Source organism: Candidimonas sp. SYP-B2681 (assembly GCF_003971065.1).
In the GTDB taxonomy this organism is placed as follows: domain Bacteria; phylum Pseudomonadota; class Gammaproteobacteria; order Burkholderiales; family Burkholderiaceae_B; genus Pollutimonas.
The window spans coordinates 1-22,994 of record NZ_RYDV01000009.1 but is presented as its reverse complement, the minus strand read 5'-3'; the positions used below and the strand labels follow the sequence as shown (position 1 = coordinate 22,994).

Below are 22,994 nucleotides of genomic sequence, written 5' to 3'. Positions count from 1 at the left end.
ACGGACACTTATTATGTTGAACTGGGACGAAACCCCCACCACCCCACCCGCGGCAGCAAGCGGCAACGCAGCCGCGCCATCGGACACGTCCCCGGCCAATGCCAGCGCACGCGTTCGTGCCGCGGACAAGCGCATCATCAATGGCGAGACGGACGTCAATCAGCTCGTACCTTTCAAGTACAAGTGGGCATGGGAAAAATACCTGGCAACTTGTGCCAACCACTGGATGCCACAAGAGATCAATATGTCGCGCGACATCGCTCTGTGGAAAAATCCGAACGGGCTCACGGAAGACGAACGACGTATCGTCAAACGCAACCTGGGGTTCTTCGTCACGGCGGATTCGCTGGCTGCCAATAACATTGTGCTGGGTACTTATCGGCATATCACCGCACCCGAATGCCGTCAATTCCTGTTGCGCCAGGCCTTTGAAGAAGCCATTCATACGCACGCCTACCAGTACATTGTGGAAAGCCTGGATCTCGACGAAGGCGAGATTTTCAACGCCTACAACGAAGTACCCTCGATACGCGCCAAAGATGAATTTTTAATTCCGTTCATTAACGCTATCGCAGATCCGCACTTCAAGACCGGCACGCCTGAAGACGATCAGACCTTGCTTAAATCGCTGATCGTATTTGCGTGCCTGATGGAAGGCTTGTTCTTTTATGTTGGATTTACGCAAATTCTTGCATTGGGCCGGCAAAACAAAATGACCGGCGCCGCCGAGCAATATATGTACATATTGCGCGACGAATCCATGCACTGCAATTTCGGTATTGATCTCATCAACACGATCAAACTCGAGAACCCGCATTTATGGACGCCAGCCTTTCGCGAAGAGATACGCGAATTGTTCCAACAGGCTGTAGACCTTGAATATGCTTACGCTGAGGACACCATGCCTCGCGGTGTACTTGGTTTGAATGCCTCGATGTTCAAGTCGTATTTGCGATTTATTGCGAACCGCCGTTGCCAGCAAATAGGCCTTGATCCCCTGTTTGCGCAAGAAGAAAATCCATTCCCCTGGATGGCTGAAATGATCGATCTCAAGAAAGAACGCAACTTTTTCGAGACACGAGTAATTGAATATCAGACGGGCGGTGCTTTAAGCTGGGAATAATGCTTGGAATAGAGTAAGAGCTTACGTTAGACTCTAGGCGTGCAAAGCATAAAGAAACTATTGCTTTGCACGCTTGCGCCATTTGAGATGGGTCGCACCCAACGTGGGGGCCATATCAAATGGGTGGACGTTCTCTTTCAAGGAGCATTACTATGGCAACAGCCAAAAAGGCCGCGTCAAAAACGGCCAGCAAAAAAGCTGCACCCGCCAAGAAGGCAGCACCCGTTAAAAAAGCCGAACTGAAAAATCCTGTAGCCGCCAAAAAAGCGGCGCCCGCCAAGAAGTCCACCGCCGTTGCAAAGAAAGCAGTCGCCACTAAAGCGACGCCCGCTAAAAAGGCAGCAAGCAAAGCAGTCGCTAAAAAGGCCGCGCCCGCCCAAAAAACAGTAGCCAAGAAAGCCACAGCAGCTAAAAAAGCTCCCAGCAAAACGGTAGCGAACAAAGCGACGCCAGCCAAGAAAGCAGCGGCTAAGACCGCCACAAAGCAATCAGCTCCTGCCGAGAAAGCAACGACTAAATCCGTCGCCAAAAAAGCAGCGCCAGCTAAAAAAGCCGTCGCGAAAAAAGTTGAAGCGAAGCCTGCAGCGACTAAAACCGTTGCTAAGAAAGCTGCCCCTGCGAAAACAGTTCCTGCCAAGAAAACAGTTCCTGCCAAGAAAACCGTTGCGGCCACCAAGGCTGTTGCCAAGAAATCAGCTCCAGCAGCTAAAGAAGCTTCTGTGAAAGCTGCGCCGGTAAAAGCGGCGCCAGCCAGCAAAGCTGAAAGCAAGCCCGCGGCAAAAAAAGCCGCTCCAAAAAAGGCTAACGTCAAAGCAGCAGCCAAGGCGAGCAAGGCCGCGACCGCTGCTCCTGCCAGTAAGAAAACAGTCAATCCCGCTGCCTCGTGGCCTTTTCCCACAGGCGGCCGTCCCTGACTGGATTATACCGGTGCCCACTTTGGCCCATGCTGGGCTGATTTCGAGCTCTATCGAACCCACACCAACTGCCCGATCATGTCGGGCAGTTTCACTTCTTGAACATTACTTTCGCCCCATGAGCACTCATGCGACAATGGCGCTTCCGAATTTCCAAGTGGCCGAACCATGCTCAGCGAAGTCCTGCACTTTCTTATAAGTATTGTCTTTTCCCTGTTCGGGATTGCGCTGATTGTCCGCGCATGGATTTATGCGATCCGTCTGCATCCATTCAACCCCTATTCGCAAGCAGTCCTGCGAACCACCGACTGGCTGATTCAGCCGATACGCAAAATCGTGGCTCCTGGAAATCGAATCGACTGGCCGAGCTTGCTGGCATGCTGGCTGACTTCGCTTGTATTTCTGGTGCTGACCATACTGATATTGACCGGTCAACCACCGTCACTCGATAGCGCGCTGCCACTGCTTCTGACCGCATTTCTGACAATGTTGAAATGGACATTCAATCTGATTTTATGGGTCACGTTGATACAGGCCGTTCTGTCATGGGTGAATCCCATGGCGCCGGTGATGCCGGTGCTGCAAACCCTGACTGCGCCATTGCTCGATCCTATCAGGCGGATTCTGCCGAATTTGGGTGGACTGGACTTGTCGCCGTTAGTACTTCTGGTTCTGGCCCAGGTGGCCATGATGGTTCTGCAGAGCTTTACGTTCGCATTGTTCGGCGTATAGCCGCACAAGATACTCTAAGGAAAATAAAAACACCCCAAAGGTTGGAATGTCCAACTTTTGGGGTGCCATAGAGGGGCGAGCTAATTTTGTTGATGTCAGCCGCGTGATGGTCTTATCAGGCTATGAAACCATACACGCGTGGATTACATAGGTGCGACACGCGTTGGACCATTACCGCTAATCAAACGCACACGCTGCCCTATCCCAATCGGGACATCTGCGGCTTGCGCAATGACGCGCGTTTCGCCGTTATCCAGACGCACGGTGATTTCGTGCCCCTTCGTCTTGCCAGCTTGATTTTCGATGGCATTGCCTGCCATCGCACCAAGGATGCCGCCACCTATAGTTGCCAGGACATTACCCGTTCCGCTGCCTATGGTGTTAGCCGCCACGCCACCCAGTGCGCCGCCCGCCAGCACGCCTGCGCCAGTAGTCGCTTCTTGCTGGATTGTGACGTTCCGGACGGCTTCGACGGTGCCGGTACGCACGATTTGCTCGCGTTGTGCCTGTCCGTAGTTATAGACCGAGCCAGAGGCGCTATCGTTGACGCAGCCTGCTAATACAACGGTCGAACCTGCCAGAACAACCATGGCAATAACGCGTGTTGTGCGCTTACCCGAACGCTGTAAATATGTTGCTATCATGAAAAAACTCCTAGTATGACGATTCGCCCGGCGACGACCGCAGTAGGCGGTCTGTCAGTCAACCCATTAAATCTACACCGTAATTCTGTTTGAGGGCTGCGCTGATGTCGGCGCGCGAGGGGCGATGATTCTGAGGGCCCCGTGATGCAATTTTAAAGCCGCCCATCACGTTCGCCAAGCGGCAGGCGTCAACCAGGCTCCATTTCTGTGTAAGGCCATATAACAGCCCTGCACGATGGGCGTCACCGCATCCCGTGGGGTCTACGACGTCGGTCACCTGGGTCGGCGGGATTTCGGTTTCGTGCCCGTCCGCGTATAGCATGGCACCTTCAGCGCCGTGTGTCACGATAACCGCCCGCAACGACCGTGCGATTTCAGCCATGCTCCGACCGCTGCGCTGAGCCACGATTTTGGATTCGTATTCGTTCGCCGTAAGCATCTGGGCAAGCCCGAGCATCTCGTTAAGATCATCGCCTGAAAAAAGCGGCATGGCTTGTCCGAGATCGAACACGAAGGGAATGCCCTGGGCATGCAACCGACGTGCATGGGCAAACATGCCTTCTTTGGAATCGGGCGCCACAATGCCCCAGGCGGCAGGCTGCCCGGTAATGTCGTTCTCCGCCGAAAAGGACATCGCGCCAGGGTGAAACGATGCGATCTGGTTATTATCCAGGTCAGTCGTGATGAAACATTGCGGTGTGAACATGTCCGGCAAAACGCGTATCAAGCGGGTATCGATGCCCAGTTGCTGCAAGTACACCAGGTAGTCGGTGGCATCGGCGCCTACCGTCCCCACGGGCAGAGGGTGCCCGCCAAGAAGTTGCAGATTATAGGCAATGTTGCCAGCGCAGCCACCGTATTCCTTGCGCATATTAGGCACAAAGAAAGATACGCTTAGCGACTGTATATTATCAGCCAGGATGTGATCTTTGAAGTGCCCTTCGAAAACGGCGATGGTGTCGAATGCAACCGATCCGCAGACTAAAATCTTGTCAGACATTACTTCCCTTATGGAAAAAATTTACCCAGTTGATAGCCGTTGACCTTGATGTCATTCAGTACGATAGGAACGCCTGCAGCGACTTCGCTCTCGGCCGCAAAGGGCCCTTGCAACGTCTCCGACGGTAAATATGCCGCCGGCGGAAGATTCTTTCTGACAACTACGGTGCCTGAAAAATCGGTCAAGTCCAGCACGAGAGTCGGCCATTCCTGTGGCTTATCCAACGTATTTCGCAAGGTCAGGCGTAATGTCATGGAATCGGGTGCGTCGCTCGCCGCACCCGGTGACGCACGCAGCGATGAACTCATGATGGAAATCATGTCGATGCGCCTTGAGTAGGCCACCCGGCAATTCAAGGCCTCGCAAGCTTGCGTCAGTACAGGCCGCAAGGCCGGAATTTGATTGGCTATTTGGGAACGATAAACATAGGCGAGCTGCGCCAGAAGCAACAATAAGCCTATAACGATCAGGACGCTCCACAGCAGCTTCAGTACGCCCGCATAACCGGGCGCACGGTCATTAAGAAATTTGGGCGCGTCTGGCTCTTTACTGACGTATGGTCGTCGTGGTTCAACATATAACGGTGGCGGCGAAGCGCCCACCGCTGGTTTCTGGCTACGGTCGGGACCTGCAACAATCGGGTCAGGACGCTTAACGACAGAATCCGGGCGTCTGGCGATATCTGGATGAATAGGATCGGGCTTCACATGCGCAGCATCGCCGATCCGAAAGACAGGATCCTGGCGGCGTGCCTGATTTGCCTCGCGTCCTGGCGAAATAGTAAATGCCGGCTGAGATTCACGTACCGATGTGGTCGGCTTGGACACAACGAAAGGCGCTGGCTTATCGCGCGTTGCCCGTTGACGTACTACGCTGGGCATGACAGCGGGTGCCGGTGGTTGCGCCGCAGGCGCTGGCGGTGGTGCGGATACGGGTTTTATCGGAGACTGTGGCGTAGGCGCCGAAGCCTGAGCTTGCACGGGTCGAGGAGCGGTCCGAAGCGGCGCCGGTGGAGGCGATGACCCTGCATGGGAAGCTGGCTGGCCCATAACCGACGGTTTCGAGGCAGGTGCCTCGCCGGCAGGAACCACGGAATCGTAGCCGTCAAATATATGCGCACAATTGATGCAACGAATATAGCCTTTGCGCAACTGCAGCTGTTCAAGGCTTGCTGAAAAAATTGTGCCACATTGGGGGCAGCGCGTGGTCAGGTCCATATACGTAAGATGTTGGTCTGGCCCTTAGCCGGTTCTTTGGCCATGCAAACAAACCCATCCTTCCCGAGCTCGCCAAACATTCATTGTGAGCCACGGTGCATAAGCCTGCGCGACGTCGTCGGCCTGGCGTTCGAGGACTCCCGATAACACCAGGTGACCGCCCGGCAGCACGCGATTGGCAAGCATAGGTGCAAGCACCTTTAATGGATTCGACAGAATATTGGCCACGACCACCTGCGATTGTCCTGCAGGCAGTTCATCGGGAAGCATTGCAAGCAGCTCGACCCGATTGACCTTTGCATTGTAGCGGCTGGACTGGACGGCCTGTTCATCGATATCGACAGCATGGACAGACGTCGCACCAAGTAGCCGGGCTGCAATGGCGAGTATGCCCGAGCCGCAGCCGTAATCCAGTAACGTTTCATTACCATGTAAATTTTCGGCCAGCCACTCCAGACATAAATGGGTCGTGGGATGGCTGCCCGTTCCGAACGCCAAACCTGGATCGAGCTCAATATGAATGATGCCTTTTTCGTCGGCAATCTGGCGATCGGCCGCGACTGGAACGTCGGGATCTCCTCGGTGCCAGCTTGGAACGATCCAGATACGTTCGCCCACCTGAATCGGACCAAATTGGGACTGGGTCAATCGCACCCAATCGGCGTCGGGCACGTCCTGAAGGAACCATTGCCCGTCTTGGTAGTCCGCCACGCCAGCATCGCGCAGCTGTTCCAGTATCTGCCTGGGATCCAACCCGTCGGGCAAAAGGGCCACCACACGGTTTCGGTTCCATGCGTGGACTTGTGGCTCCATGCCAGGCTCGCCGAACAAAGGGCTTTCGTTCTCGGTATCGCCATCGGCGTCTTCGACCGACACAGATAACACGCCGGCTTCCAGCAAGGCGTCCGAAAGCGCTTCGGCCTGTGCCTCAGGGCAAATTAGCACGAGTTCGCGCATAGTCATTTCCATCAGTAAAACAGGGGCAATGCCCCCGTTTGTAAAGCAGCATCAAATAACGTCGCTTGATTACGGCTTTTGAGCCAGTTTATTCTCTAGGTAGTGAATGCTGGTTCCACCTTCGACAAAGCGGGCGTCTTGCATAAGCTCGCGGTGCAAGGGAATATTCGTCAAAACACCTTCGACCACCATTTCCGACAAGGCGATTTCCATGCGCGCAATAGCTTGCTTGCGTGTGTCACCGTATGTGATCAGCTTGGCAATCATTGAATCGTAGTTTGGCGGAACCATGTATCCGCTAAACACATGGGAATCCATGCGCACGCCAGGCCCGCCGGGGGTGTGCCAGTTCGTAATACGACCTGGGCTGGGCGTGAACTTGAACGGATCTTCGGCGTTGATGCGGCACTCGATCGAATGACCACGAATTTCCACATCGCGCTGACGCAAGGTGAATTTTTCGCCCGCGGCGATAAGAATTTGCTGCTGCACGAGGTCGATACCGGTGACCATTTCAGTAATGGTGTGCTCAACCTGAATGCGGGTGTTCATCTCGATAAAGAAGAATTCACCGTTTTCGTACAGAAATTCGAAAGTGCCCGCGCCCCGGTAATTGATTTTTCGGCATGCCTCTGCGCATCGTTCACCGATACGCTCAATAAGCCGGCGCGGAATACCCGGCGCCGGGGCTTCTTCGATGACCTTTTGATGACGCCGCTGCATCGAGCAATCGCGCTCGCCCAGCCAGATCGCGTTACGACCGCCGTCAGCCAATACTTGAATTTCGATATGGCGCGGATTCTCAAGAAATTTCTCGAGATAGACTTCGGGATTATTGAAAGCGGCTCCGGCTTCGGAACGGGTCATTGTTACCGCATTCAGCAACGCTGCTTCGGTATAAACGACTCGCATGCCACGACCGCCGCCACCGCCCGCCGCCTTGATAATAACGGGATAGCCCACTTCGCGGGCGATCCGGATAATCTCCTGCGGGTCTTCGGGCAAAGCCCCTTCGGAGCCTGGCACGACAGGTACGGCCGCTTCGATCATGGCGTGCTTGGCACTGACCTTGTCGCCCATAAGCCGTATCGATTCCGGACGCGGGCCAATGAACACAAATCCGCTTTTTTCGACGCGATCAGCAAAATCGGCGTTTTCAGCCAAAAAACCGTATCCCGGATGTATGGCTTCGGAATCGGTGACCTCAGCAGCCGAGATAATCGCCGGCATATTCAGATAACTATCGCGCGCAGCAGCGGGTCCTATACATACCGACTCGTCGGCAAGGCGCACATACTTGGCGTCGCGGTCGGCCTCCGAATGGACAACGACCGTTTTAACGCCGAGTTCGCGGCAGGCCCGCTGAATACGCAGCGCGATCTCTCCGCGATTGGCAATAAGAATTTTTTCAAACATGAATTAGCCAATAACAAACAAAGGTTGGCCGTACTCGACCGGCTCGCCGTTTTCGACCAGGATTTCCTTGATAACGCCCGACTTGTCGGCTTCGATTTCATTAAGAAGCTTCATCGCTTCGATAATGCAAAGGGGCTCGCCCTCTTTTACGGACTGGCCCAACTCGACAAACGGCGAGGCGCCGGGATTGGGTGCCCGATAGAAGGTGCCAACCATGGGCGCTTTGACAGTATGGCCTTGCGGCACTACCGGGGCGGCAGGAGCAGCCGGCGCGGCGGCAGCCACAGGCGCCGGAGCAGCTTCAGGGGCATACGCCACAGGCTGCACAGTCTGGGAAAATTTGACGATTCTGACCTTGCCTTCGCCTTCTGTAATTTCGAGTTCGGCGATGCCTGACTCTGCTACCAGGTCGATTAAGGTTTTGAGTTTTCTTAGGTCCATACGAACTTCCCGTGACATTACTCTGCTGCCATTGCACAGAGCGAACGTAATAGTTAAAAGTTAAAAGAGAACTGCCAGGTGCTCAATTTGCAAAAGCATAGCGCAAGGCTGCTTCGTACCCGAATGCACCCAGGCCGGCCACTACCCCTATCGCCGAACTGGATAGATACGAGTGATGGCGAAACGGCTCGCGCTTGTACACATTAGACAGATGCACTTCAATGAAAGGAATATCAACTGCAGCCAATGCATCGCGAATGGCGACGCTGGTATGGGTGTAGGCGGCCGCATTGATAATGATGCAATCCGTAAGATCCTGCCGGGCGACTTGAATACGATCGACAAGCTCTCCTTCGTGATTGCTTTGGAACGCGGTACAGCTTACCCCGTTATCGGCGGCCAACTTAAACAGATGCTGGTTAATATCGGCCAAGGTCTGCCGGCCGTAGACCTCTGGCTCGCGTGAGCCGAGTAGGTTCAGATTTGGACCATGCAAAACAAGGATGTGCTGCGCCATTGCGGTTATTCTATGAAGACAGACCGCCTTTTTACGCTAAAAAGACGCATTTGTCCATTAAAGCCTCGGTATGACAAGCAGGAAAAAGGCCGCAAACCGCTTACGACACATGGCCCGGCCCATAGCAAAAATAGCAAGAAATAGCGTCAGATCAAATGTTTTAGACGCTGTTCGAACTCGACTGGTTTAATTGCCCCAAGTACCCTCTCGACGATATGCCCGTTCGCGTCAAAAACCACGGTAAACGGCAGGCCACCCTGTTTGTTGCCCAGCGCACGCATCAGCTGTATGGCACCATGGCCTCCTATAAGAAGGGGATAGGACACTTGAACTTTCTTGATGAATTTTTCTACGTTGACCGGCGTATCCACGGCAAGGCCGACAAAATTCATGTCCTTGTAGCGAGAATGGAGCGCATCAAGATCGGGCATTTCCTTTACGCATGGGGCGCACCACGTCGCCCAGAAATTCATTATCAACGGCTTGCCCAGATACTGCGAAACGTTAACGTGACGGCCTTCCAGGTCGGTGAATGCATTCGCGTAGAAAGGATCCGCATTCGGCGTGGCGGCCCCTGCCAAGCGCAGCGGCACCAGCATCGCCGCAAGCGTGGCGCCGGTCGCAGCCCAGCTGGAGTGTCTTAGAAATTCTCGCCGTTTCATGTCGGTTGAATCCATAAAAATTGTGCCAATCCAATGATAGCACCCGAACTCTGAAGGCCCGCACAGCGGGAGAGGCAGAACCATTATCCCGCCCAATCATGACGCTCAACTGACTACAATAAGCGCCGGAGGATAACAATGCACTTACACATTCTTGGCATCTGCGGCACATTCATGGGCGGCTTGGCGCTGATTGCCCGCTCGGCGGGCCATACCGTCACCGGCTGCGATACCGCGGTCTATCCCCCCATGAGCACGCAGCTTGAAGAACAAGGAATACGGTTGATTGAAGGCTTCGATGCCCTTCAGACAGATCTTAAACCGGATCTTTACATTATCGGCAACGTCGTAACGCGCGGTAATCCCCTGATGGAAGCCATACTCGACAAGGGTTTGCCCTACACTTCCGGCCCACAGTGGCTGGGCGCAGAAATATTGCAGGGCCAACATGTACTTGCCGTCGCCGGCACGCACGGTAAAACAACGACTAGTTCCATGTTGGCATGGATTCTCGATTACGTCGGCTTGAAGCCGAACTTTCTTATAGGCGGCATTGCGGCCGACCTGAAGGTCTCCGCACGCTTTCAGGCGGATCAAAAAGCGTTCGTCATTGAAGCCGACGAATATGACACCGCATTTTTTGATAAACGATCGAAATTTGTTCATTATCGGCCGCGCACGGCTATTTTCAATAATTTAGAATTCGATCATGCGGACATATTCCCCGATCTGACTGCTATCGAAACTCAGTTCCATCACCTGGTTCGCACCATGCCCTCGCAAGGCCGCATCATTCGGCCGACAAACTGTGAGTCGCTTGATCGCGTCATAGCCCGCGGATGCTGGACCCAGGTCGAAACATTTGGGCCCTCTGGCCGCTGGCAGGCAGTTTCTGGCATACACCCTTCACATTTTGAGGTAATCCAAAACGAAACGGCACTGGGCACAGTAAAATGGGAACTGACTGGCGAGCACAATCGCATGAATGGGTTGGCGGCGTTGGCAGCGGCAGAGCAGCTAGGCGTTCCGGCTCAGTCCGGAATTGAGGCCCTTTCCGTATTTGCTGGTGTCAAGCGCCGCATGGAACTGCGCGGCACGGTGCGCGATATCAACGTATACGACGATTTCGCGCACCACCCGACGGCTATCGCCACAACCTTGGAAGGCTTACGCAAGCAAATTGGCAACAAACGCATACTAGCCGTCATTGAACCGCGCTCCAACACCATGAAACTAGGCACCATGGCGGCACGCCTGCCTCAGGCCCTGGAAAACGCCGACCTCACCTTCTGCTTTGGTGCAACTAGCGGAAAACACGCCCTGGGCTGGAACCCGCAATCGGTGTTTGCGCCATTGGCAGAGCGTGCTTCAGCCTACGATGATCTGGATAAAATGATCGATGCGATATGCTTGTCAGCAAGTCCAGGTGACTCTATCCTGATAATGAGCAATGGCAGTTTCGGTGGCATACATGAAAAAATCCTGGATCGATTACAACACTGAAGGCAACCCATGATCCTTTATCTGCACGGTTTCCGTTCTTCGCCCAAATCGCAAAAGGCCACCCTTATGGCGCAGGCTATGCGAGAAAAGGGCCTGGAAGACCAGTGGCTATGCCCGCAATTACCGGCGAGCCCAGAACGGTCCTGCGCCTTGGCTACTTATCTTATAGAGCAAGCCGTGCAAAACAGGGATCTCGACCCAGAACGCGACTTGACCCTTATAGGGTCGTCCCTTGGAGGCTATTACGCTACATGCCTGGCCGAATACTGGAAATGCCGCGCTGTGGTACTTAACCCCGTGGTCTATGCATCGCGCGACCTGGCCACGCAGGTCGGCGAGCACACGCTGTATCATTCAGACGATTCATTCGCCTTCTTGCCCGAATATGTCGACGAGCTTGCCGAAATGGCCGTGGGAAAACCGGCACATCCTGAGCGCTACTATTTGCTGGCGGCCAAGGGCGATGAAGTCCTAGACTGGCAAGAAATGGCCGACTGGTACGCGGGAAGCCAGGGCCGCATTCTGGAAGGCGGTGACCATGGCCTGTCCGATTTCGAGCAATGGCTTCCCGAGGTCCTGACATTCGCCCTCACCGGCAGATGCAATTGATCTGAACGCCCTATACCCACAATCCGACGCGCCATAGTGCGTGTCTCGATGGAAAATTATGTACGTTCTTTACGACGACAACGGAAATTTCAAGGCGGAAAGAATCTTTTCGCAAAGCGACTCCACCATGCAGGTCGAGTCGGAGTCCGGCAAACGCAGCAAGATAAAGAATGCCAGCGTATTGTTCAGCTTCGAGCAACCCGCACCGGCAGCCATGCTCGAACAGGCGCACGCACTTGCCAAGACGCTCGAAATAGACTTCCTGTGGGAATGTGCCCCGCAAGAAGAATTCGACGCTGCCACATTTGCACAGGACTACTTCGGACACCCCCCGACGGCCGTCGAGAAGGCAGGGCTGATTTTTGCCTTGAACAGCGCGCCAGCCTATTTCCACAGACGAGGCAAGGGGCACTATCGCCCTGCGCCGCCGGACATCCTGGCGGCCGCGCTCGCCGCAATCGAGAAGAAACAAAAACAAGCGGCGCAGCAACAGGAATGGACCGATCAAATGGTTGCCGGCCAGCTCCCACAGCCGATCGCCGAAGTCGCACTTTCCTTTCTTACACGACCGGATAAGAATACGCTGCAGTGGAAAGCCTTTGACGCCGCCCTTGAACAACTGCACACCAGCCCCGAAAAGCTCCTGCTTAAGCTCGGTGCGTGGCCCCATGCCCTGGCCGTGCACCAGCACCGCTTCATGACAGCGAACTTTCCAAAGGGAACCCAGTTCCCCCCCGTTCAGGTCGGCGAAGCAGGCCTCGAACTTCCGCTCGCTGAGGTCATCGCGTATTCCGTCGACGACTCAAACACAATAGAAGTAGATGACGCCTTGTCGGTGACTCCACTGGACGACGGCCTGGTAATAATCGGCATCCACATCGCCGCTCCGGGGCTGGGCATAACGCAAGGGGGTGACCTGGATAAACTGGCCAGGTCCCGCATGTCGACGGTTTACATTCCTGGTCTGAAGATCCCGATGCTGCCGAGCGAACTCATTAGCGCGTTCTCGCTGGACGCCGGCATGCCTCGGCCTGCTTTGTCGCTGTACGTGACCGCTAATCTCGCGACTGGCGAACTGGTGTCGACGGAAACACGTCTGGAGCGTGTACAAGTACGCGAGAATCTGCGCCACGATGTCCTGGATGAAATCATTACTGAAGAAGCACTGGGCGATCTACATTCCGACTTGCCCTACAGCGAATGGCTGCGGCCACTATGGACCTTCGCCCAACATTTATCGGCCCAACGCGACCTGATCCGAGGCAAACCCGAAAATAACAACCGGATCGATTATTCTTTCGTTCTGGATGGACCGCACGACGATCCCGACACGCCAGTACAACTGGTGCCGCGCCGCCGCAACGCACCGCTGGATCGGCTGGTGGCCGAGTACATGATACTGACCAATAACGTCTGGGGCGGATTATTGGCGCAGCATGGCGTGCCTGGAATATACCGGTCTCAACAGGCTGGTCGTGTACGCATGTCTACGCACGCTTTGCCGCATGAAGCGATCGGCGTGCCTCAATATGCGTGGTCCACCTCGCCGCTGCGGCGTTATGTCGACCTGGTCAACCAATGGCAATTGATTGCCACTGTCCAGCATGGTGTTTCCGCTCGGTTGGTTGCCCCATTCAAACCGAAAGAGGCCGATCTGTTCGCCATAATCGGCGCCTTCGATGCACAATATGCAACATGGAGCGACTATCAGTCGACGATGGAAAGATATTGGTGCCTGAGATGGCTGCAACAGCAAAAGCTAAGCACAGTTCAAGGCAGTGTGCTGCGCGATGACCTGGTACGGCTTGACTGTGCTCCCCTGGTGACTCGCGTGCCGGGATTACCCGAATTCGAGCGCGGCCAAATCATTACGCTTGATATCCTGGGATTTGACGAACTAGCTCTTGAGCTGGATTGCCGGCTGCGTGAAACTGCAATAGCCTGATCCTTTTCTTGATTCGGGCCAGACATGTCTATGCTTTCCGCCCTGCTGCTACGGGTCCGTATGCCCCGTAACGACTATTTGCGCATAGCGATGGTATTGTCGCTGGGAATACACGCGGCTATCCTTGCCGTACACTTTTCCACGCCGCCGGCCCCCAAGCCGCTGGCCAGCACTCTGGAAGTCACGCTGGTTAACGCCCGTAGCGAAGTCGCGCCGTTAAAACCAAAAATTCTCGCTCAAGAGACGACCGATGGGGGCGGAGAGGCCCAGACGGGGCAAGCCAGCTCGCCGCTGCCGCGAACCGTCGCAGAATCTGCCGATCAAGTTGTTCTAGCTGCGTTGCAAAAACGTCAGGAAGAGTTGGAAGCCGAGCAGCTTCGGCTTTACACGCAGCTGCTGGCCATGGAAAAGATCAGGCCGCAACGCGAAAGCGCTACTACTGCCGAGGAATCCCAAGAGCCGGGGCATGACGACAGTGAGCAAGAAAGCCTGGTACTGAATTCGCAAATCAGTACACTGAAGGAACGCATCGAGCGCTATAACGCGCGACCTCGACTACAGTTTTCCGGGCCTTCGGCCAAAGCGGTGGACTATGCCGAGTACGTCGAAGCCTGGCGCCAGAAGATTGAGCTCATTGGAACCGAACACTATCCCGAGGAAGCCCGCGGCAAAGTGTATGGCAGTCTGCAGCTCACCGTTTATATCCGCAAGGACGGCGCGCTTGAACGTATCGAAATCGATCGGCCTTCGAATCACGCCATATTGAATTTGGCCGCCTCGCGCATTGTGCAGCTGGCGGCGCCTTTTTCCCCTCTTCCGCCTTCCATAGCGAAAGACACTGATGTGTTTGCGATTACGCGGACCTGGAATTTTATGAACCAGCAATTGGAAACTACAACGCCGTGATCCGAGCCGTTCCGTTTAAACGCTATGCCGTTATCGGCAATCCTATTGAACATAGCCGCTCGCCATTCATCCACGAGGAATTCGGGCGACAAACCGGGCTGCCCGTACGCTACGAAAGAATCCAAGCGCCACTCGACGAGTTCGCGCGCGTGGTCAGTGAATTTTTCGAAGATGGCGGCGGGCTCAATATCACCGTCCCGTTCAAACAGGAAGCCTTTGAATTGGCTCAAGGACACTTAAGCACTCGGGCCAGGCTGGCTGGCGCCGTCAACACGCTGTGGATGGAGCAGGGGGTTTTGCACGGCTGCAATACCGACGGACTAGGCTTGTTGAACGACCTTGAGCGTCTTGCCCGTGCGCCGTACAACAAAAAAATACTGCTGGTGGGCGCGGGCGGCGCCGCCCGCGGTGTGGTGTTTCCTCTGCTGGACGCAGGATGTGCAGAATTGCGTATCGTAAACCGTAGCGCTGAACGGGCTCACGAATTGCGTCAATATATGCTGGGCAACATGCCTGAAGCGGCCTCGCGCTTATCTGCAGGTTCGCTTGCTGAAGTCGAGGGATCCTGGGACATCGTTATCAATGCAACCTCTAGCAGTTTGGCCCATACGGCGCCCAGACTGCCCGCTGGCCTTTATAGGCCCGGGGCCCTTGCCTACGATATGGTCTATGCCTCACGTCCTACGCCGTTCATGCAGCAGGCCTTGGAAGACGAAGCCGATCACGTCGCAGACGGCCTGGGCATGCTGGTGGCACAGGCCGCCGCAAGCTTTGCCATCTGGCACGGCGTAAGCCCCAAAGTCGAACCAGTGCTGCATGCCTTGCGACAACAACTTCTTGCTGCCTGAGCTTATGGCCGCAAAACAACTAAACAAATTTAAAGTCGCTAGCGTTGCATTGTTATTGGCATTCGCTGCGCTACTGTTATATCAATTCGTCCTGTTCGTCATGGTGCTTTGGCTCAGCGTGCGAGATCCCGGCAGCAGCGCCTTTATGGACGCCGCCTTGAACCGACTTCGTCAGGACGATCCCAAAGCGACCTTGAAGTACCAATGGGTGCCTTACAAGAATATAAGCACGTCTCTGAAACGCGCGGTGGTCGCATCCGAAGACACCAATTTCAATGACCATGAAGGCGTCGAGTGGGACGCGATACGCAAGGCTTGGGAATACAACCAGACTCAGGCCCAGCAGGGCAAAGCCAAAATACGGGGCGGCTCGACCATTACGCAGCAACTGGCAAAGAATCTTTTCTTGTCAGGCTCCCGCAGTTATTTGCGGAAAGGGCAAGAGTTGATACTGGCTTACATGATTGAATTTGTTATGAGCAAAGAACGCATACTCGAGCTTTACCTGAACGTCGCGCAGTGGGGTGGCAACGTTTTCGGTGCCGAAGCGGCAGCACGGCACTATTATCGGGTAAGCGCTTCGAACTTAAGTTCGTATCAGGCCGCACAACTGGCAGCCATGTTGCCTAATCCTGCTTATTACGACGCCCATCGCAATACGTCCTATTTGCGTTCACGTACTGCCACGATACAAAAACGCATGCGTCTAGTAGAAATCCCCGGGTAAAGCGACTGCGCCACAGCGGCAAATGTTAAGCTTCTGCTTCGTACGTTACTTCCTCGTTTTAGGTCTCAAGCTCTTTCATGCGCACCGCCAGACGTTATCTTGCCAGCGAAATTTATCGCTCCAGCGCCGTAGTTTTAATGGCGCTGGTCGGCCTGTTCACGTTTTTTGCGCTAATCGAAGAGCTGGATAACGTCGGCACCCAATTCACCTTGCTTAACCTGTTCTACATGCAGGCACTGGCTCTGCCTACCCGCTTGTACGACCTGTTACCCATCGGTCTTTTAATTGGCGCCATCCTGGCTCTGGCAGGCTTGGCGCAGCGCAATGAACTCGTAATTCTTCGGGTTTCGGGTGTCAGTGGTATGAAACTACTGATCATGCTCTGGATCGTCACGATACCGCTGGTCATAGGGGCATTTTTGTTATCGGAAGTCATTACACCCGCTGCTGAGATCAAAACCAGCGAAGCAAGCATGACCTTGCTCGGGAAGTCCGATGGAAGCCGCCTGAACAGCGGCTATTGGTTCAAAGAGACCGATGCCAATCAGGGCAAGCGCATCATCAATATTTCCACTTTGAAAACCAACGGCGATGTCTCGGGCGTGACGCTCTACGAGTTCCGTAAAGGGCAGAAACTGGCGGCCTTTTCCTACGCCGAACATGGCCACTTCACCAATGGGACCTTGGTGTTGCGGCAATTGACTGAAACGCAAATCGATGCCACCTCGGTGTCTGCCCTTGCCGACGCAAAAAAGCCCGATGCGCCACTAACCTATATCAAAACGCTGCCAAGCCGTGTTGTTAAAACATCGCTCACCCCTGAAAGACTGATTGCCCGCATCCTTACCCCGGAACGCATGTCTATCATCGATCTTTTAGACTATATCGACTATCTAAAAAGCAATAAGCTTCAAACCGAACGTCAGGTGGTGGCACTGTGGCGGAAGATGGCCTATCCATTCACCCTTCTTGTAATGATCACGATCGCCGCCCCTATCGGTTTTATGCAAACGCGCCGCGGCGGCGTCGGGAGCAAAGTATTTATCGGTATATTGCTTGGTGTAGGCTTTTTCATGCTGAATCAGTTGGCGCTTAATGTAGGCATGCTCAGCAAATGGGCGCCATGGGTGACCGCATTGATACCAAATCTTGGCGCGCTGGCACTCGCGCTTGGGTCGCTGATCCTAATGGAGAATCAGCATAACGTCCGTCGTTTCAATCAAACGCGCTGGCCATGGAGCAAATCGGCGGCATGAACTCACAACCGGGAATCTGGATGATCGGCGACCTACAGGGCTGCTATCAACCCCTTCACGAATTACTTACTCATCCTGAAATCAGCAGCGACCCCGATGCGCAGTTCTGGTTTGCCGGCGACCTCGTTAATCGGGGCCCGGATTCTTTAGCGACACTTAAAACGGTGATGGCCTTGGGGGACAGGGCAATTTCGGTATTGGGCAACCACGATCTCAATCTGCTTGCCGTCGCGGCGGGCGTTCGGAAACAGTCAAAATCCGATACCCTGGACGACATACTGAACGCCCCTGATGCGCAGGAGATGCTGGATTGGCTACGACACTGCCCCTTGGCCCATTACGAACACAACCACCTACTGGTTCATGCTGGTGTACTACCCAAGTGGAACGTCGAAAAGACCCTGAAACTGGCGTCGGAAGTGGAAACCGCCTTGCGTGGGCCAGACTGGAAGATACTGCTGAGCAAAATGTACGGCAATGAACCGGTGCACTGGAAAGACGAATACGAAGGAAGCAAAAGGCTGCGAGTCATCATTAACGCACTGACCCGCATGCGGATGTGTGATAGCCACGGGCACATGGAGTTTTCCCACAAAGATGCGCCTATCAATAATGGCCGCATCATGCCGTGGTTCGACGTCCCGAACCGGGCCATCAAGAATGAAACCATCGTATTTGGTCATTGGTCTACGCTCGGCCTGATGATACGACCTGACGTCATCTGCCTGGACTCAGGTTGCATTTGGGGGCGGCAGCTGACCGCCATGCGCCTGCAGGACCATAAGTTGGTTCAAATCGCTTGCCATCAATACAGAACCCCTCATCAGCCCTGAACACCCCAGAGATCCATCGGCACCCTAAGGCAGCGTTTTCCAGTAAAATCTCAAGGCCTTAAGTCCTCCTTAGGCAGGACAGCGTTACGGATCACATGATAGGCGTGCTCCGCGACCTTGCCACGACCCTGCTCCTCGCAGTATTCGCTGGCCATTACGGGCAAAAATTCAAGCTCGACGACCACGCCGGTAGTGGCCAGCAAACGCCATAGATTCTGCACAAGGTTTTGATCGCCTACAAAGGCTACATGATCGCTGCGCTTGCCATGCAGCAAAAATCGAAGCGCGACTGGCTGGATATCCACCTGCGCCCGAATTGCAGCATCGAAGAGACTGGAATGAAAATGTGCCACGTCTAGCCCCGGCGACGTGGTGCCCTCAGGGAACAAGCCTATAACCTCGCCCTGATCAAAACGCGACCTCATCTGATGTCCTACTGCACGCACGGCGTGCCGATGACCTCGCTCAATAAACAGGGTCCCGGACCCGGCGACCAGCCAACCGATGACGGGCCAGCGCCGAATTTCGCTTTTAGCGATAAATACGGTCGGGCGGACCATATTCAACACAAAAATATCAATCCAGGAAACATGGTTAGCAACCCATAGTGCGGCACCCTGCCGCTTTGGTTCGCCAAAAACCCGAATCTTGACGCCGCATACATACATCAGCGCACGCGACCAGCATTGATTGCAAGCCGAACGAGCCGACAACGAAAGAAAAGGAAAGATAAATAAAACCAGGCACAAGCTGAGCACAATCCAGGCGACGACAAAGATTGCTCGCAACATAAATAACAACAAGCTCAAATCATTCTCTCGGTGAAGGCAGGGGAATTTACGCGGAAGGGGCCAGTGCATCGAGATAACGTTGCAAAATCACAGCGGCTGCGACGGCATCGTCAGGGGCATTCGTACCCAACAGCTCCTGCGCTTCCATACTGGACCCTCGTTCATCGACAAGCTCCACGAGTAACCCAAAGCGCCCATGCAACTGGTGGGCAAACCGGCGGCATCGCAGGCTGGAGTACTGTTCCTCGCCGCCGGTGGCTAACGGCAGACCCACTATTACCCGTTCCGGTTGCCAGGTTTCGAGCAATTCGGCGATAGCTGCGAAGCGCTGCTCGCGAGTCGTCGACATTACGATATCAAGCGGCCTGGCCACCCGCGTCAGGGTATTGCCGATGGCGACCCCAATTTTTTTTGTTCCATAGTCGAATGCCAGTAGGGTTTCCTCAGGCATGGCCAGCGTCGCCAGCGAGCATAAGGGGATCGATTCCCAATTGAGCCAAAGCGGCCCCGTAGCGTTCCTCGGACGGTATATTGAAAAGGATGTCGGTATTGGCGGCTACATTAAGCCATGCGTTCTGCGACATTTCACTTTCCAGCTGCCCCGCTCCCCAACCTGCATAACCCAATGTAATCAGTAGCATGGCAGGCCCGCGCCCTTGCGCAACGTCTTGCAAGACATCCCGCGACGTCGTCAAGGCTACGTCGCCAAGCCGGATGCTGGAACTGTAGCCCCCCACAGGCGCATGAAGCACAAAGCCACGGTCGGTTTGCACTGGGCCACCGAAGAACACCGGCTTGTTTTGAACGGGCCCGATCTCGAGCGCCAGATCAAGATCAATGCGCTTCAGAAGATCGCCCACCGTCAGGTCGGTGGGCCGATTGATAACCAATCCAAGCGCGCCGTGTTCAGTGTGTTCGCATACGTAGATAACCGTATTGGCCAAATTTCCAGATACTTTTCCGGGCATGGCCACTAATAACTGTTGGGACAAGTCGACGCTTGATTCGGCATCGGACCGATTGATTGTTGAAACCATGACTCGCCCTCCTGGCCCAAGTGCAAACCACGCACTTGAGAAGCTTAAACCTCAATCAATTCAAAATCTTCTTTCCGCGCCCCGCATTCCGGACAAACCCAATTAGGAGGAACATCTTCCCAGAGCGTGCCAGGAGCGATACCTTCTTCGGGCAGTCCTGCCTCTTCATCATATATCCAACCGCAAATCAAACACATCCACGTACGCATTTTTTCTTACTCACTGAAAATTTGACCCAAAACCAACAGATTCTGGATGCTTCTATTAGAATGGGGCTAATGTTACTAAACCCAATAGCAACGTCCCGTGCATTCGCGCCGGGTGTTGCAAATCTTTTGTGATAATCGACGCTGTGCAAGCATCAATTCCACCATTAGTGCTTATTTTCGGCCCTTTCGATCCAAGTGGCGCGAGTAGTCTTCCGGCCGATGCGGTTACTTGCGCTGCCATGGGGTGCCATGCGCTTAGTACGTTAACCGCCATCCTGGTACAAGATACTGCACGCACCGAAGATATTCAGCCCATAGCGCCAGAACTCATCGACGACCAGGCTCGCTGCCTGCTCGAGGATATGAGCGTGCAGGCTATCAAGGTCGGCCCACTTTATACAACGGAATCGATCAGTGTGCTCGCTCAAATAGCGGCCGATTACAGCCATGTACCGCTGGTTCTGCAACTAGGACGCCTGCCCGATGAATCGCTTATCGCCGACATCGACATCGAAGACGTCCAGATGGCCCTCTTCGAATTATTGTTGCCGCAAACCGACATTGTAGTGGCTGATCATCATCTGCTTGAACAATGGCACTCCCAGGGGGCATTTAGCGACTACGAGGCGGCCACTCCCGCCGAGGCGTTACTGCAGTCTGGCGCCAAATGGATTCTTACCAGCGGTGCACCGTTGCGTCCAGGACATGGCAGCTATATGCTGCAAGGGCAACAGAACCAAACCGCCAGTTGGGTATGGCAGGCGCCGGCCGCGCGCCTGAGCGACGCCGATGGGCCATTGGCCTGTGCCATTACAGCGCAACTTGCCCGCGGGCAAGATGTTCAGCAAGCGGTCGAGTCGGCACTGGCTATCGTCAACGCCTCAGGGGCCCGCTCGTTCCAACCTGGCATGGGCAATCGACTGATCAACAGGTCCACACCATGATTTCCGGATTACGATTCCCTCGCGGGCTCTACGGCGTTACACCCGAGTGGTCCGACACCGACCGTCTTTTAGACGCTATCAGCGCCGCCGCAAGCGGCGGAATGGTAGCACTGCAATGGCGCCGCAAGACGGCAACGCCTGAAGAGGGGTTGGCCCAGGTCCGCCAGGTAGGTGAACGTTGCAAGGAACTCGGCGTGCTGTTCATGGTGAACGACGACTGGCGATTAGCTGCCATGGTTGACGCCGATGGTGTGCACCTGGGCCGTGACGACGGCAGCATAGGCGACGCGCGTCTGGCACTGGGTTCAGGCAAAATCATAGGGTGCTCGTGCTACAACCAGCCGGCACTGGCTGCCATGGCACTTAAAGCGGACGTGGATTACGTGGCGTTTGGTGCAATGTATCCGTCTAGCGTGAAACCTGACGCTGTCCAGGCGACGCTGGAAGACATCGAACAAGGTCGCATGCTGGTGGAAAGCAGCTTGGTACGCCCACGTCCGGCCGTTGTCGCAATCGGCGGCATCACCGCCGACAACGCCGGCCCGGTAGTACACGCAGGAGCCGACAGCATTGCGCTGATCAGCGGCTTGTTCGAAAGCGACGACATCCGGGGTGTGGCAGAAAGATGTTCTGAGTTGTTTTATTAGGGATTTTGTTTTGTACACTGGTGAGGGGCTTGTGGGCCAGGTTCCGGTCCCCGTGACCGGTTCGGCGCCCAGCGCGCCGAACACCGCATCGCCTCGCTCGTCCGCCCGTTCGGGCTCCCTTCGCGTACGGCTTGCTCGGCCCCGAAGGTCCCTCCACCCGGCCCACAAGCCCCTCCCCACTGCAGAATATCAATACGCCAGTCCGTAGGGACATTCAGCGTGCTTGGGGTTTTTATGAAATCTTTCGGCGGGTCGGGAGCAATTACAGCGCCGTCTGAAAAGCGCTCCCCTGCGGACCGCCTTTCAGACATTCAGGCTGATTTATTAAGCGGGTGTGGGGTTTTTGATGCTCGTTCCCGGGTTAACAACGCTTGGTCTATTTGGCGTCGAGCGGATTTTTATTGAAGCTTGCACAAGAGCCCCAGTGTGCTGACTGTAAGGCGTTTCGTTCGCCCCGTTCAACCGCTCTCCTGAATCTCTAGAGGGTGTGCGTAGTTTCCGTAGCTCACTTTTGGATTAACAACGCTTGTTCTGCCTTACGTGATTTCCTCTCTATAAGAAACCGGCAAGGATCGGAAGGAATCGTGAAAATGTACGAAACGCCGAATCATTCCGAACATCTTCACGATTCCTTCCTGAGCGAACATATTGAGGGACGCAACGCATAAACCGGAATACGCGTACGTCAATTAACACAAACAACTATGAGCATTTAACGCCCGCCGCCGTACCAGCTCCGATGCTCAAAGTGGCCCGGCAGGCGGGCCACTTTCAGCGAGCGTGTTAACCCCTTCTCTCTTCCCTAATGGGAGGCAAGGAGGCCAAGCACACAAACCCTGGCATCGACCGAGGCATTGGATCAATATCCAGTCTCGGGGGTACTGGTGCCGGGGGATGGGCCTTACGGGGCCGAGCAAGCCGTACGCGAAGGGAGCCCGAACGGGCGGACGAGCAAGGCGATGCGATGTTCGGCGCGCAGGGCGCCGAACCGGTCACGCGGGAGTGTCAGAATTTTTGTGTTTGGGCGGTTTTGATAAATCATTGATCCGCCTGTTTTCCGTACAACTGAGAGTCTAGCTGGCCATAGCCTTGCGTGAATCGATCCTCGTATAGGAT

The 22,994-nt window shown here is 54.9% G+C and carries 25 protein-coding genes and 1 pseudogene; 13 read left to right on the top strand and 13 right to left on the bottom strand.

The window, feature by feature from the left end; all coding sequences use genetic code 11:
* Positions 1-13: 13 nt before the first annotated feature.
* The 3 genes from EKL30_RS16835 to EKL30_RS16825 all read left to right on the top strand — a co-directional run bounded on the left by EKL30_RS16835 (position 14) and on the right by EKL30_RS16825 (position 2,769).
* Positions 14-1,123 carry a ribonucleotide-diphosphate reductase subunit beta gene (locus EKL30_RS16835; protein WP_126708409.1) on the top strand — a complete coding sequence of 370 codons (1,110 nt, stop codon included), beginning with the start codon at positions 14-16 and terminating at the stop codon, positions 1,121-1,123.
* A gap of 152 nt (positions 1,124-1,275) precedes the next feature.
* Positions 1,276-2,037 (top strand): histone H1, encoded by a 762-nt coding sequence (locus EKL30_RS16830; RefSeq protein ID WP_126708408.1) that lies wholly within the window; start codon positions 1,276-1,278, stop codon positions 2,035-2,037.
* A 168-nt stretch (positions 2,038-2,205) separates the two neighbouring features.
* Entirely contained in the window at positions 2,206-2,769 is a 564-nt protein-coding gene (locus EKL30_RS16825) for a YggT family protein (protein WP_126708407.1), read from the top strand.
* Between the two features lie 143 nt (positions 2,770-2,912).
* Here EKL30_RS16825 and EKL30_RS16820 read toward each other — a convergent pair whose 3' ends face one another.
* The 9 genes and pseudogenes from EKL30_RS16820 to EKL30_RS16785 all read right to left on the bottom strand — a co-directional run bounded on the left by EKL30_RS16820 (position 2,913) and on the right by EKL30_RS16785 (position 9,638).
* Positions 2,913-3,413, bottom strand: coding sequence for a glycine zipper 2TM domain-containing protein (locus EKL30_RS16820; RefSeq protein ID WP_126708406.1), 501 nt, complete (start codon positions 3,411-3,413; stop codon positions 2,913-2,915).
* Positions 3,414-3,471: 58 nt separating this feature from the next.
* Positions 3,472-4,413, bottom strand: a complete 942-nt coding sequence (locus EKL30_RS16815) for a carbohydrate kinase family protein (protein WP_126708405.1) — start codon at positions 4,411-4,413, stop codon at positions 3,472-3,474.
* Between the two features lie 8 nt (positions 4,414-4,421).
* Entirely contained in the window at positions 4,422-5,294 is an 873-nt protein-coding gene (locus EKL30_RS16810; protein ID WP_233583222.1) for a DUF3426 domain-containing protein, read from the bottom strand.
* A gap of 231 nt (positions 5,295-5,525) precedes the next feature.
* Positions 5,526-5,630: pseudogene (locus tag EKL30_RS19500) on the bottom strand (MJ0042-type zinc finger domain-containing protein); the annotation flags it as partial.
* Between the two features lie 24 nt (positions 5,631-5,654).
* Positions 5,655-6,587 (bottom strand): 50S ribosomal protein L11 methyltransferase, encoded by a 933-nt coding sequence (gene prmA, locus EKL30_RS16805; protein WP_126708404.1) that lies wholly within the window; start codon positions 6,585-6,587, stop codon positions 5,655-5,657.
* A 69-nt stretch (positions 6,588-6,656) separates the two neighbouring features.
* Positions 6,657-8,003 (bottom strand): acetyl-CoA carboxylase biotin carboxylase subunit, encoded by a 1,347-nt coding sequence (gene accC / locus EKL30_RS16800; protein ID WP_126708403.1) that lies wholly within the window; start codon positions 8,001-8,003, stop codon positions 6,657-6,659.
* A 3-nt stretch (positions 8,004-8,006) separates the two neighbouring features.
* Complete coding sequence (gene accB / locus EKL30_RS16795) at positions 8,007-8,444, bottom strand: acetyl-CoA carboxylase biotin carboxyl carrier protein (RefSeq protein ID WP_126708402.1); 438 nt, start codon at positions 8,442-8,444, stop codon at positions 8,007-8,009.
* A gap of 82 nt (positions 8,445-8,526) precedes the next feature.
* Positions 8,527-8,961: a type II 3-dehydroquinate dehydratase gene (aroQ, locus tag EKL30_RS16790; protein ID WP_126708401.1), complete on the bottom strand. Its 435-nt coding sequence runs from the start codon at positions 8,959-8,961 to the stop codon at positions 8,527-8,529.
* A gap of 146 nt (positions 8,962-9,107) precedes the next feature.
* Positions 9,108-9,638, bottom strand: coding sequence for a TlpA disulfide reductase family protein (locus EKL30_RS16785; protein ID WP_233583220.1), 531 nt, complete (start codon positions 9,636-9,638; stop codon positions 9,108-9,110).
* 123 nt (positions 9,639-9,761) lie between these two features.
* On the opposite strand from EKL30_RS16785, the gene mpl reads away from it, so the two are divergent.
* From mpl to EKL30_RS16745, 8 genes are all read left to right on the top strand, one after another.
* A complete protein-coding gene (gene mpl / locus EKL30_RS16780) occupies positions 9,762-11,126 on the top strand; it encodes a UDP-N-acetylmuramate:L-alanyl-gamma-D-glutamyl-meso-diaminopimelate ligase (protein WP_126708400.1) in 1,365 nt (454 codons plus the stop codon).
* A 9-nt stretch (positions 11,127-11,135) separates the two neighbouring features.
* Complete coding sequence (locus tag EKL30_RS16775; RefSeq protein ID WP_126708399.1) at positions 11,136-11,735, top strand: YqiA/YcfP family alpha/beta fold hydrolase; 600 nt, start codon at positions 11,136-11,138, stop codon at positions 11,733-11,735.
* Positions 11,736-11,793: 58 nt separating this feature from the next.
* Positions 11,794-13,680, top strand: a complete 1,887-nt coding sequence (locus tag EKL30_RS16770) for a ribonuclease catalytic domain-containing protein (RefSeq protein WP_126708398.1) — start codon at positions 11,794-11,796, stop codon at positions 13,678-13,680.
* Between the two features lie 24 nt (positions 13,681-13,704).
* Positions 13,705-14,586, top strand: coding sequence for an energy transducer TonB (locus EKL30_RS16765; protein WP_126708397.1), 882 nt, complete (start codon positions 13,705-13,707; stop codon positions 14,584-14,586).
* Entirely contained in the window at positions 14,583-15,434 is an 852-nt protein-coding gene (gene aroE, locus EKL30_RS16760; protein WP_126708396.1) for a shikimate dehydrogenase, read from the top strand. The genes EKL30_RS16765 and aroE overlap by 4 nt, the downstream gene beginning before the upstream one ends.
* The gene (gene mtgA, locus EKL30_RS16755; RefSeq protein ID WP_370246283.1) at positions 15,403-16,161 is read left to right on the top strand and encodes a monofunctional biosynthetic peptidoglycan transglycosylase; all 759 of its coding nucleotides are present in this window, start codon (positions 15,403-15,405) and stop codon (positions 16,159-16,161) included. The genes aroE and mtgA overlap by 32 nt, the downstream gene beginning before the upstream one ends.
* Positions 16,162-16,238: 77 nt before the next feature.
* On the top strand, positions 16,239-17,417 hold the full coding sequence (lptG, locus tag EKL30_RS16750; RefSeq protein WP_126708395.1) for an LPS export ABC transporter permease LptG: 1,179 nt from the start codon (positions 16,239-16,241) through the stop codon (positions 17,415-17,417).
* Positions 17,414-18,250: a symmetrical bis(5'-nucleosyl)-tetraphosphatase gene (locus EKL30_RS16745; RefSeq protein WP_126708394.1), complete on the top strand. Its 837-nt coding sequence runs from the start codon at positions 17,414-17,416 to the stop codon at positions 18,248-18,250. Before lptG ends, EKL30_RS16745 begins: the two co-directional genes overlap by 4 nt.
* 50 nt (positions 18,251-18,300) lie before the next feature.
* Here EKL30_RS16745 and EKL30_RS16740 read toward each other — a convergent pair whose 3' ends face one another.
* From EKL30_RS16740 to EKL30_RS16725, 4 genes are read right to left on the bottom strand one after another with little or no spacing between them, the layout of a single operon-like run.
* A complete protein-coding gene (locus tag EKL30_RS16740) occupies positions 18,301-19,059 on the bottom strand; it encodes a 1-acyl-sn-glycerol-3-phosphate acyltransferase (protein ID WP_126708393.1) in 759 nt (252 codons plus the stop codon).
* Positions 19,060-19,087: 28 nt separating this feature from the next.
* Positions 19,088-19,492 (bottom strand): Holliday junction resolvase RuvX, encoded by a 405-nt coding sequence (gene ruvX / locus EKL30_RS16735; RefSeq protein WP_126708392.1) that lies wholly within the window; start codon positions 19,490-19,492, stop codon positions 19,088-19,090.
* Positions 19,485-20,078, bottom strand: coding sequence for a YqgE/AlgH family protein (locus tag EKL30_RS16730; protein WP_126708391.1), 594 nt, complete (start codon positions 20,076-20,078; stop codon positions 19,485-19,487). The genes ruvX and EKL30_RS16730 overlap by 8 nt, the downstream gene beginning before the upstream one ends.
* Positions 20,079-20,122: 44 nt before the next feature.
* Positions 20,123-20,287: a rubredoxin gene (locus EKL30_RS16725; protein WP_073102607.1), complete on the bottom strand. Its 165-nt coding sequence runs from the start codon at positions 20,285-20,287 to the stop codon at positions 20,123-20,125.
* Positions 20,288-20,415: 128 nt separating this feature from the next.
* Between EKL30_RS16725 and EKL30_RS16720 the strand changes: the two genes are divergently transcribed.
* Complete coding sequence (locus EKL30_RS16720) at positions 20,416-21,231, top strand: bifunctional hydroxymethylpyrimidine kinase/phosphomethylpyrimidine kinase (RefSeq protein WP_233583214.1); 816 nt, start codon at positions 20,416-20,418, stop codon at positions 21,229-21,231.
* Positions 21,231-21,878, top strand: a complete 648-nt coding sequence (gene thiE / locus EKL30_RS16715; RefSeq protein WP_199748601.1) for a thiamine phosphate synthase — start codon at positions 21,231-21,233, stop codon at positions 21,876-21,878. Before EKL30_RS16720 ends, thiE begins: the two co-directional genes overlap by 1 nt.
* Positions 21,879-22,994 lie beyond the last annotated feature (1,116 nt).